Source organism: Salinicola peritrichatus, from assembly GCF_003206715.1.
Classification (GTDB): Bacteria; Pseudomonadota; Gammaproteobacteria; order Pseudomonadales; family Halomonadaceae; genus Salinicola; species Salinicola peritrichatus.
Genome location: NZ_PZJU01000095.1, coordinates 1 through 10,075, shown reverse-complemented (window position 1 = coordinate 10,075; position 10,075 = coordinate 1). Strand labels below are relative to the sequence as shown.

At 64.1% G+C, this 10,075-nt stretch carries 8 protein-coding genes; 6 read left to right on the top strand and 2 right to left on the bottom strand.

Annotated elements, in window-relative coordinates; all coding sequences use genetic code 11:
• Positions 1–326 precede the first annotated feature (326 nt).
• Entirely contained in the window at positions 327–1,316 is a 990-nt protein-coding gene (locus DOM57_RS21475) for a Bug family tripartite tricarboxylate transporter substrate binding protein (protein ID WP_110651770.1), read from the top strand.
• A 53-nt stretch (positions 1,317–1,369) separates the two neighbouring features.
• Here the strand turns inward: DOM57_RS21475 and DOM57_RS21470 are convergent, their stop codons facing one another.
• The gene (locus DOM57_RS21470) at positions 1,370–2,035 is read right to left on the bottom strand and encodes an IclR family transcriptional regulator (RefSeq protein WP_110651768.1); all 666 of its coding nucleotides are present in this window, start codon (positions 2,033–2,035) and stop codon (positions 1,370–1,372) included.
• A 133-nt stretch (positions 2,036–2,168) separates the two neighbouring features.
• On the opposite strand from DOM57_RS21470, the gene DOM57_RS21465 reads away from it, so the two are divergent.
• From DOM57_RS21465 to DOM57_RS21445, 5 genes are read left to right on the top strand one after another with little or no spacing between them, the layout of a single operon-like run.
• Positions 2,169–3,329, top strand: coding sequence for a CaiB/BaiF CoA transferase family protein (locus DOM57_RS21465; protein ID WP_110651766.1), 1,161 nt, complete (start codon positions 2,169–2,171; stop codon positions 3,327–3,329).
• A 37-nt stretch (positions 3,330–3,366) separates the two neighbouring features.
• Positions 3,367–4,200, top strand: a complete 834-nt coding sequence (locus DOM57_RS21460) for a citryl-CoA lyase (protein WP_110651764.1) — start codon at positions 3,367–3,369, stop codon at positions 4,198–4,200.
• A 59-nt stretch (positions 4,201–4,259) separates the two neighbouring features.
• Positions 4,260–5,264 (top strand): TAXI family TRAP transporter solute-binding subunit, encoded by a 1,005-nt coding sequence (locus DOM57_RS21455; protein ID WP_110651762.1) that lies wholly within the window; start codon positions 4,260–4,262, stop codon positions 5,262–5,264.
• Between the two features lie 16 nt (positions 5,265–5,280).
• Positions 5,281–7,182, top strand: coding sequence for a TRAP transporter permease (locus tag DOM57_RS21450; protein WP_110651760.1), 1,902 nt, complete (start codon positions 5,281–5,283; stop codon positions 7,180–7,182).
• Complete coding sequence (locus DOM57_RS21445) at positions 7,179–8,114, top strand: SMP-30/gluconolactonase/LRE family protein (RefSeq protein ID WP_110651758.1); 936 nt, start codon at positions 7,179–7,181, stop codon at positions 8,112–8,114. The genes DOM57_RS21450 and DOM57_RS21445 overlap by 4 nt, the downstream gene beginning before the upstream one ends.
• Before the next feature lie 76 nt (positions 8,115–8,190).
• On the opposite strand, the gene DOM57_RS21440 is transcribed toward DOM57_RS21445, so the two are convergent.
• Complete coding sequence (locus DOM57_RS21440) at positions 8,191–9,948, bottom strand: NADPH-dependent assimilatory sulfite reductase hemoprotein subunit (RefSeq protein WP_110651756.1); 1,758 nt, start codon at positions 9,946–9,948, stop codon at positions 8,191–8,193.
• Positions 9,949–10,075: the final 127 nt, after the last annotated feature.

The window sequence follows — 10,075 nt, the reverse complement described above, 5'->3', positions numbered from 1 at the left end:
GCCTCCTGGAGGCTGGCGAGCGGCGTCTTATCGTTCGGCAGCGACCTTCCGAACACTGACAGATGCTCGCGTTAACTGCCCCCTCAACCATCGGTGTGAAGCCTGCCCACTCGTATCCTTTTTGTCAGCGCCTGCGCTCCAATGTCGACAGTTCCCACCGCGGCATGCCGAAGTTTCACCAGCATAAAATTCTGCCAGAGAGAACATCATAGCGACTATGGATATTCTTTAGTCGCAAATCGTCATCTCTTGATTGACCCGCCTTTATCACCACCATAATTTCTCTTGGTGAAATAAGTTCTGATAAACAAAACTCAGGAGACATCATGGTTTTTTCCTCTTCACGCCTGCGCACGCTCGGGGGCGCCCTGCTGATCGCCATCTCGCCCTTGGCGATGGCCGATGGACCCAGTGGCAAGATCGACTGCATCGCACCGGCCAACCCTGGCGGCGGGTGGGATTTCACCTGTCGCAGCGTGGGCAATGTTCTGAGCGGGATCGGTGCCATCGATGGCAGCGTGCAGACCACCAACATGCCGGGCGCCAGCGGTGGCGTCGCTTTCTCCCACGTGGTGACCAAGCGCGCGGGCCAGAACGACGTGATCGTCTCCGCTTCGACGGCGACGACCACACGCCTGGCCCAGCATCAGTTCCCCGGCATGAACGCCGACATGGTCAATTGGGTCGGTACGGTGGGCGCCGATTACGGCGTGATCGCGGTAAGCAAGGATTCTCCCTACCAGACGCTAGCGGATCTGTTGAATGCGATGGAGAAGAGCCCCAGCAGCGTCAGCTTCGCCGGCGGCAGTGCCAGCGGCGGCTGGGATCATCTCAAGGTACTGCTGATGGCCCGCGCCGACGGCATCGAGGCGCTGAACGAGGTCAAGTATCTGCCCTTCGACGGTGGCGGCGAGGCGATGACCCAGGTGGTGGGCGGCCATATCGATGCTTTCACCGGAGACGCCTCGGAAACGCTGGGCTTCGTCGAATCCGGCGATCTGCGCATTCTCGCCGTGCTCGCCGACGGTCGCCTGCCGGGCGCACTGAGCGATTTTCCAACGGCCAAGGAGCAGGGCGTCGATGTCGAGGGCATCAACTGGCGCGGCTTCTATCTGCCGCCGGAGGTTTCCGACGAGGACATCGCCTGGTGGGAAGAGACGCTGCACACACTCTATGAAAGCGATGAGTGGAAGCAGGTCATGCAGCAGAACGGCCTCATCCCCTTCGACCGTCAGGGCGAGGCGTTCGACGACTACGTCCATCAGCAGATCGCCGACATCGAGGAGATCTCGCAGCAGGTCGGATTGATTCAGTAGGGATGGGCAAGGACCGCTTTTCAGGAGCGGTCCGGGCAGATACCAGCGATCGGTCAGCCGGCTCGCAATGCCCGCGGCCATTGGCGCTCCAGCCGGGGCGCGTACTGCGCCAGCAGCGGCACGTGACGATCCTTGACCACGGCGTTGAAGCGTTCGCTGGGACCGGATAGCGCCAGTGCTCCCATCAGTTCCCCCTCGGCGTTGTAGATGCCGATGGCGGCCGCCGACAGACCGGCCTGGCGCTCGCCGCTGGAGACCACCACCTGCCCGCGCGGCGTCTCGTAATTGAGTACCCGGCCGGCGGCGCCACGCCCCAGCGGCAGCCTCACGCCCTCTTCGAGATGATGACGCACTTCCAGCCGGCCATTCTCGCGCAGACGGCAGATGCGCTCGTCACCATCGCGCACGTAGAAGGATGCCGTCTCCTCGCTGGCATCGCGCAGCGACTCCAGAATCGGTCGTACCAGATTCTCCAGCTGCGGCCCCTCCCCCGCGAGCGGTGCCAACCGCGATACGGCCGGGCCAACACGGTAAATGCCACGCTCGTCGCGGGTGACATAGCCGAAATGCTCCAGCGAAGCCATCAAGCGCAGGATGGTGCTCTTGTAGAAACCGGTGGCATTGGCCAGCTCGGTCAACGAAAACTCCCGCCGGTCCAGCGAGAACGCCTCGAGCAGGGTGAGCGCCCGCTCGACGGCCTCGACACGCCTCTGCGCCATGTGACGCTCCTCGTCCAGTAATCGATGTCGATGATTCAACTAATGGCTAATGTTGCGATAGACAAAACGCCATTGCAACAAACTAGCCCCCACCATATTCTATTTGAAAGAATTTGTTCCATCAGGAGAAACCATGTCGGCATTACTCTCCGGTTACCGGGTTCTCGACCTCACCAATGTCCTGGCCGGCCCTTTCTGCTGCCATCAACTGGCTCACCTGGGCGCCGAGGTGATCAAGGTCGAACGTCCCCAGGGCGGTGACCTGGCCCGCCAGCTGGGGGCCGATCCGGCACTCAATCATGACCTGATGGGGGTTTCCTTCCTCGCCCAGAACGCCGGAAAACGCTCGGTGACGCTGGACTTCAAGTCCGACACCGACCGCGAGGCCTTCCTGGCGTTGGTCGCCACTGCCGATGTGGTGGTCGAGAATTTCCGCCCCGGCGTCATGCAGCGTCTCGGGCTTGGTTTCGAAACCTTGCGCGACGTGAATCCGAACCTGGTCTACTGCGCCATCTCCGGCTTCGGCCAGGATGGCCCGCTGGCCAACTACCCGGCCTACGATCAGATCATCCAGGGCATGTCGGGCGTCATGAGCATTACCGGGGCGCCGGAGAACGCCCCTTACCGTGTCGGTTATCCGCTGGCCGACACGGTAGGCGGACTGACCGCGGCCATGGCAATCAACGCCGCCCTGGCCGAGCGACCGCGCCGCGCGCACTTCATCGACATCTCGATGCTCGAATCGGTCCTCGCCACCATGGGCTGGGCAGTTTCCAACCTGCTGATCGCCGGCAAGCCACCCCAGCCGCTGGGCAACGACAACGTCACCGCCAGCCCGTCCGGGACCTTCCGCACAGGCGACGGCCTGATCAACATCGCCGCCAACAAGCAGGAGCAGTTCGAAGCGCTGTGCCAGGTTCTGGGCCATCCCGAATGGCACGACGACCCCCGCTTTGGCGAGCGCCAGGCTCGTCTCGAACATCGCCGGGCCCTGAGCGACTGCATCGAGGCAGCACTGGCAGCGAATACCACCGAGCATTGGTGGCCGCGCCTGGTCGAGGCCGGCATTCCTGCCGGCCCTGTCTACAGCGTGGCCGAGGCACTGGCACATCCGCAGGTACGCGATCGTGGGCTGATCGAGCGCTTCGCGTCGTCGCCGATCGATCGGCCGCTGGAGGTCGTCAGCGGCGGCTACCGCGTCGATGGGCAGGCGCCCCGCGTCGCCACCCCACCGCCGCGCCTGGGCCAGGACAACGACAACCTGCTGCCCGCCCATGCCGCCAATGATGAATGAACCGAATCAGGAACGATTTTCTCTGGAGTCACCAGCCATGACCGATACGCAAGCCCCGGATTCACCTGCCCAGCAGTGGTGGCACACCGACATCATCGACATGCGCCCGGGGGAGATCCGCTACCGCGGCTATCCCGTCGAGGAGTTGATCGGCAACGTCGGTTTCGCCGACATGGTGTGGTTGATGACCCGCGGAGAGCTGCCCGGCCGCCCCCAGGCAGCACTGCTCGAGACGGCGTTGATGAGCGCAGTGGATCACGGTCCCCAGGCACCGAGCATCGCGATCGCGCGCATGGCGATGACCTGCGGCGGTAGCCTAAACAACGCCATGGCGTCCGCCGTCAACGTGCTCGACGACGTTCATGGCGGTGCCGGCGAGCAGGCCGTCGAACTCTATCAGTCGATACTCGAACGCCAGATCGGTGGCAGTGATCTCGAAACCGCGGTGCGCGAAGGCATCGCTGACTGGCAGCGCCAGCGCACCAGGATCATTCCCGGCTTCGGCCACCGTTTCCATCCCGTCGATCCGCGCGGTCCGAGGTTGTTGGAGCTGGTCGAGGCGGCGGCGGCACGCGGCGAGGTCGATGGCTGCTTCGTCGCCATTGCCCGCGAGGTGGAACGGCAGTTGATCGCCATGAAGGGCAAGCCGATTCCGCTCAACATCGATGGTGCCACCGCCGTCATCTATGCCGAACTGGGCTTCCCCGCACCGCTGGCCCGGGGGCTGTTCTGTCTCTCGCGCTCGGTCGGCATCCTCGCCCACGCCTGGGAACAGCAGTGCCAGGGCGGGCGCAACAAAGGGCCGATACCGAAAGGCTGGCTGTGGCCCTACGGCGGCCCGGACCCGCGGCCAGTGCCGCAGAGAGATTGACACCAGTCACCCCCCCTACCTCGGGTTTGAAACCGCAAAACAAGAGTGGAGAGTCTTCCATGAACGCCAAGCTTGCTCTACGCCCCTTCATGACCGTCGCATTCGCCATCGGCATGTCCGTCACGGTGGCACATGCCGACGACCTCGTTGTCAGTGCCACCTCGCAGACATCCGACGACTATGCCCTCGCCGTGGCATGGTCGAATCAATTGGCCAAGACCAGTGACGAGAATCGCCTGACCGTTGTCGACAACGGCAGCGTCAACGGCTTGCGCCAACTGGCGGCCGGCAGACTGGACATCGCCGTCATCGGCGCGCCCCACTATCTGGATGCTGTCAATAAACGCGGCAATTTCAGCAAAGATCCCGACCGGCTGACCGATGCCTACGCCAACCTGAAGAGTCTTTTCGCCATCAGCACGAGTGCCGGTCAATACGTGGTGCGAGATGACAGCGGAATTGAATCCTTCGCCGATCTCAAAGGACACAGCCTTGCCATTGGTCGCCCGGGAGGCAATGCCGGACGCGTCAGCAGCGCATTTCTCGAGGCTTACGACCTGACACCGGGCAAGGATGTGGATACGCAGTACATCGATTACACCGATGCCTTCAATCAGATGTCCAACGGCCGCCTGGATGGCACCTTCGTCTGGGGCGGTTTGCCGCAGGCGGCCATCGACAACGCCTCGCGAACGATGAAACTGCGCTTCATCTCGCCCAACGAGGACGATATGGCGGCATTTCGCGACCACATCACCGCCGGCGAGCACTATCGGCTGAAAAACATTTCCCACGACGAGATCGAGACCGCCTATCAGGGGCGCGTCGAGTCCGGCGACGAAACGCACTTCTGGAGCTTCCCCTACATGTTCGTGGTCATCGGCGACATGGACGACGACACCGCCTACGACCTGACCAAGGCGTTGTGGGAAAACCTGGATGCGATCAAGCGGACCAGCGCGGCGCTCAATCTGTTGCGCCTCGACGAAGCCGCCACGGGGCTGACCGCCGACCTGCATCCCGGCGCGGCCCGCTATTTCCGCGAAATCGGCCTGATCGATTAAGGCCCGGGGAAGCACGATGTCACCGCAAGCACCAACTGCGCCGGGCCAGCTCCTTAGGGGGCTCGGCCTGGCGGCCTGCGCCAGTCTGACGCTGTTCATCGTCTGGACGACGCTGGGAACACGCTACCCCGCCCAGATCATGTATGGCGTGGCCCTGCTGATCGGGCTCATCGCGACCTTCGCGCTGAAGCCCGGACCGCTGGCCGGGCGCCATCCGCGCCTGGATCGGTGGCTGAGCGGGCTGCTGATCGTATTGACGCTGGCCAGCAGCGGCTATTACCTGCTCGAATACGACGCCATCGCTGCCTTCCGGGAAGGCCTGCCCAACCAGTGGGACATGCTCTGCTATGGCGTCGGCACGCTGCTGGTGCTGGAAGGGGCCAGGCGGGTCGAGGGCTGGACGCTCGTCGCGATCACCGGCGGCGCTCTGCTCTATCTGCTGTGGGGCCATTATCTCCCCGGCGAGCTCGGCCATCGCAAGCTGTGGTTCGACCAGATCCTCGAGGTCGGTTACAGCTACCAGGGCATTTACGGCATCGCCCTCGGCGCGGTGGTGGACGTGGTATTGATGTTCGTCATTCTCGGCGCGGCACTGCGGCATACCGGCGCCGGCGATTTCTTCAACTTCCTGGCGCTACGGCTGGCCAATGGCCGCCGGTCCGGCGCTGCCCAGGCGGCCATCATCGGTTCGGCGCTGTTCGGTTCGGTCAACGGCTCGGCACCCGCCAATGTCATGTCCACCGGCGTGTTGACCATCCCGATGATGAAGCGTGCCGGCTATCAGGGGCGCTTCGCCGGTGCGGTCGAGGCCGTCGCTTCCTGCTCGGGGCAGTTGATGCCACCGATCATGGGCGTGGGCGCGTTCATCATGGCGGAGATCACGGGGATTCCCTATCCCACCATCGTGCTGGCCGCGGTCGTTCCCGCCTTTCTCTATCTGCTGGCGTTGTCCGCTGCCGTCGCTTTCGAAGCGGGCCGCCTGAACCTGGCTCCCGAAGACACTTCGGATGAGCCATTCGATACCCGGCGACGCTCTCAAGGCATCGTGCTGCTTGCCGGTTTCGCGACCCTGATCGGCTTGCTGCTGATGGGGTATTCACCGACCTGGTGCGGCATGTCGGCGGCGGCCGTCGTACTGGTGGTGGCGATGCTGCTGCCCGGAACCCGCCTTGGGGCCCGTCAGTGGCTCGTGGTCATTATCGATGGCGGTCGCGACGGGCTGGCGGTACTGGTTTCCTGCGCCGCCATCGGCATCGTCATCGGCGCCGTCAACGTCACCGGGCTGGGTGTGACGCTGAACCAGGCCATCGTCAGCCTGGGCGAAGGCCATCTGTTGCTGGCGCTCATCCTGGCGGCTTTCTGTTCCATTCTGCTGGGCATGGGCCTGCCGACGGCGGCCTCTTATCTGATGGTGATCTTCGTCGCCGGCCCGGCCATTCTCGATCTCGGCGTCGGGCTACTGCAGGCGCACCTGTTCGTCTTCTACTATGCCGTGCTGTCGGCGATCACGCCGCCGGTCGCCCTCGCGGTCTTTGCCGCCGCCGCGATCACGGGTGAACGAACCCTCGGCATCGCGATGAGCGCGCTGCGCTTGTCTCTGGTCGCCTTTCTGCTGCCCTTCGCCTGGGTCTATCACCCCGAGATCAACCTGGAAGGCATTGGCTGGTCCGGGCTGCCGGCGCTACTCGCCACCATCGCGATGATGATCCTGGCCACGATCGGAATCAGTGCCGCCAATATCGGCCACTATCGGCGCGCGCTCCATCCTCTCGAACGCCTGTCACTGGTGATCGCCGGCATCGTCGCCCTGACCCAGGGGCTGCTGCTTTCCGCGCTCGCCTCGGCGGTCATCGTCGCACTGATGCTGCATGCCCGCCGGGGCGCCCCGCTGCCGACCAAACGGAGTCTGTCGCCATGAGCCTCTATTCGCCCCCCGAGACACGCTGGTGCGAGGTATTCAGCGCCATTCCAGAAGTACTCAAGCGGCACGACGCACGTTCCGAGTGGATCGATGCCAACAAGCCCGGCCAATCGGTTCCCAGCTTCCTGGAGGGCCCGGTCTTCGATGCCGAGGGTAATCTCTTCGTCACCGACATTCCCCATGGCCGTATCTTCAAGGTCGACGGCGACGGACGCTGGGAGGCGATCGCCGCCTACGATGGCTGGCCCAACGGCATGCGCTTCGGACCCGACGGACGCCTGTGGATCGCGGACTATCGCCACGGCATTCTCACCCTCGATCCCGCCGGTGGCGAGCCGCAACCGCTGCTGACGCACATCGGCAGCGAACGCTTCAAGGGCGTCAACGACCTGTTCTTCGACCGCCGAGGGCGGCTCTATTTCACCGACCAGGGCCAGACCGGCCTGCAGGACCCCACGGGGCGCGTCTACCGCTACGATCCGGATACCCAGCGTCTGGACCGGCTGATCGACAACGGCATCAGTCCCAACGGGCTGGTGACGGACCTTGAAGAGAAGGCGCTGTTCGTCGCCATGACCCGTGGCAACGGCGTCTGGCGCGTGCCGCTCAAGGATCAGGCTCCGGCGGGCAAGGTGGGGCTGTTCGTCCAGCTTGCCGGCGGCGTTTCCGGCGCCGATGGCCTGGCACTCGACGAAGCCGGCAACCTGTTCGTGTGCGATGCCGGCAACGGCTGCGTGTGGGTCTTCGATCGCCATGGGGTGCCGCTCTGGCGGCTGCGCTCGCCCACCGCAGGCCGCACGCTGACCAACCTCGCCTTCGGCGGCCCGGAACGCAGGACGCTCTACATGACGGAGTCGGCGACGGGCACCATCCTGACGATAGAAATGGATACTCCAGGCCGGGCGCTGGTCTATTCATCGCGCCCGTGACTGCGCGTGACATCGCGCCCGTAACTGTGCGTGTCAGCGCGTCCGAAGAATCAGCGCGCGTGTCAGCGCATTCGGATCATTGCGCATGAAATTCCCGCCCGGCTTTCGTCTCGCCGATCACGCCAATGCGGATGACGAAATCGCCGAAGGGCTCGCCAGCCTCACGCTCGGCGGCGTAGCGCCGAATCAGCGGCGTCAGCTCCGCGAGGATGGTCGCCTCATTGATGTTCTCGCGGTAGAGCTTGTTCAGCCGTTGGCCGCTGAAGCCGCCACCGAGATAGAGGTTGTAGTGCCCCGGCGCCTTGCCGACGAAGCCGATCTCGGCCAGATAGGGGCGAGCGCAGCCGTTGGGACAGCCGGTCATGCGCACGATGATGGCGTCGTCGGCGAGCCCGGCCTCGCGCATCACGGCCTCTAGCTTATCGATCAGCGACGGCAGGTAGCGCTCGCTTTCGGCCATCGCCAGCCCGCAGGTGGGCAGCGCCACGCAGGCCATGGCGTTGCGGCGCAGCGGCGATGTCTGCGACACCATGCGATAGCGATCGAGCAGCGCTTCGATGGTCTCCCGCTGCGCTTCGTCGACCTGGGTGATGATCACGTTCTGATTGGTGGTGAGCACCAGGTCGCCGTCATGCTGCTCGGCGATCTCGCGCAGGCCGGTGCGCAGCTGCGGACCATCGGGAAAGTCGGCGACACGCCCGTTCTGCACGAACAGACCGTAGTGCCAGCGGCCATCGTCGCCCTGATACCAGCCCAGCCGATCGCCGTTGCTGTCGAAGTGGTACTCGCGCGCTGGCGCCAGTGGCTCGCCCAGATGCTGTTCCACCTCGGCCTTGAACGCGTCGAGGCCGAGATCCTCGACGGTATATTTCATCCGCGCATGCTTGCGGTCGCGCCGGTCGCCGTGGTCCCGCTGCACCAGCATGATCGCTTCGGCCACCGCCGGAGCCGCTTCCGGCGTGCAGTAGCCGATCGGGTCGGAGAGGCGCGGAAAGGTCGCCGGCTCGCCGTGGGTCATGCCCATGCCACCACCGATGCAGACCGTGAAGCCTTGCAACTCGCCATCCTGAACATCGGCGATGAAACCGACATCGTGGGCAAACAGGTCGACATCATTTTCCGGCGGAATCGCCAACGCAACCTTGAACTTGCGCGGCAGATAATGGCGGGTATAGAGCGGCTCCTGCTCGTCGCCGCTTGCCGGCGCCTCACGCTCCGATTCACGTTCCTGGGCGCCACCGGCAATGCGCTCCTCTCCCAGGAAGATCTCGTGATAGGCTCGCGAGCGCGGCAGCAATCGGGCGCTGATCTGGTGGCTCAGCTCGTAAACCTGGCGGTGGATCTTCGAGCGATGCGGATTGGCAGTGCAGATGACGTTGCGATTGACGTCGCCGCAGGCGGCGATGGTATCCACCATGGCCTGATGAATCGTCTGCAGATGCGCGCGCAGGTTCTCCTTGAGCACGCCGTGGTACTGAAACGTCTGCCGCGTGGTGATACGCAGGGTGCCGTTGGCGTAACGCGTGGCGACATCGTCCAGCGTTTGCCACTGCTCGGGCGTCACCATGCCTCCGGGTAGCCGCAACCGCACCATGAAGCTGTAGAGCGGTTCGAGCTTCTGGTGGCGGCGCTCTTCGCGCAGGTCGCGGTCGTCCTGCTGATAGAAGCCGTGAAACTTGGTCAGTTGGGTATCGGCCTCGGCCACCGCGCCGGTGGCACGATCGGCCAGCCCCTCTTCGAGCGTGCCGCGCAGGTAGTCGCTTTCCACCTTGAGCCGCTCGTTGGGATGCAACTCGTCCCAGGGGACGTCTCGCAATCTGGCGATGATGTCCATCTCGACCTCCTCGGCTCACTAACTTGCCGATTTCATGAATTCACGAACAGTTCTCGTACATAGCCTGAGGAAACGCTGCTTAAATCGGCGAGCAGGATGAAGTGGGCGGCATTCCGTCGCAAGGCGC

Excerpts from the sequence above, each read along its gene's own strand:
- DOM57_RS21475 (WP_110651770.1), top strand. The coding sequence starts at position 327 with ATGGTTTTTTCCTCTTCACGCCTGCGCACGCTCGGGGGCGCCCTGCTG.
- DOM57_RS21470 (WP_110651768.1), bottom strand. The coding sequence starts at position 2,035 with ATGGCGCAGAGGCGTGTCGAGGCCGTCGAGCGGGCGCTCACCCTGCTC.
- DOM57_RS21465 (WP_110651766.1), top strand. The coding sequence starts at position 2,169 with ATGTCGGCATTACTCTCCGGTTACCGGGTTCTCGACCTCACCAATGTC.
- DOM57_RS21460 (WP_110651764.1), top strand. The coding sequence starts at position 3,367 with ATGACCGATACGCAAGCCCCGGATTCACCTGCCCAGCAGTGGTGGCAC.
- DOM57_RS21455 (WP_110651762.1), top strand. The coding sequence starts at position 4,260 with ATGAACGCCAAGCTTGCTCTACGCCCCTTCATGACCGTCGCATTCGCC.
- DOM57_RS21450 (WP_110651760.1), top strand. The coding sequence starts at position 5,281 with ATGTCACCGCAAGCACCAACTGCGCCGGGCCAGCTCCTTAGGGGGCTC.
- DOM57_RS21445 (WP_110651758.1), top strand. The coding sequence starts at position 7,179 with ATGAGCCTCTATTCGCCCCCCGAGACACGCTGGTGCGAGGTATTCAGC.
- DOM57_RS21440 (WP_110651756.1), bottom strand. The coding sequence starts at position 9,948 with ATGGACATCATCGCCAGATTGCGAGACGTCCCCTGGGACGAGTTGCAT.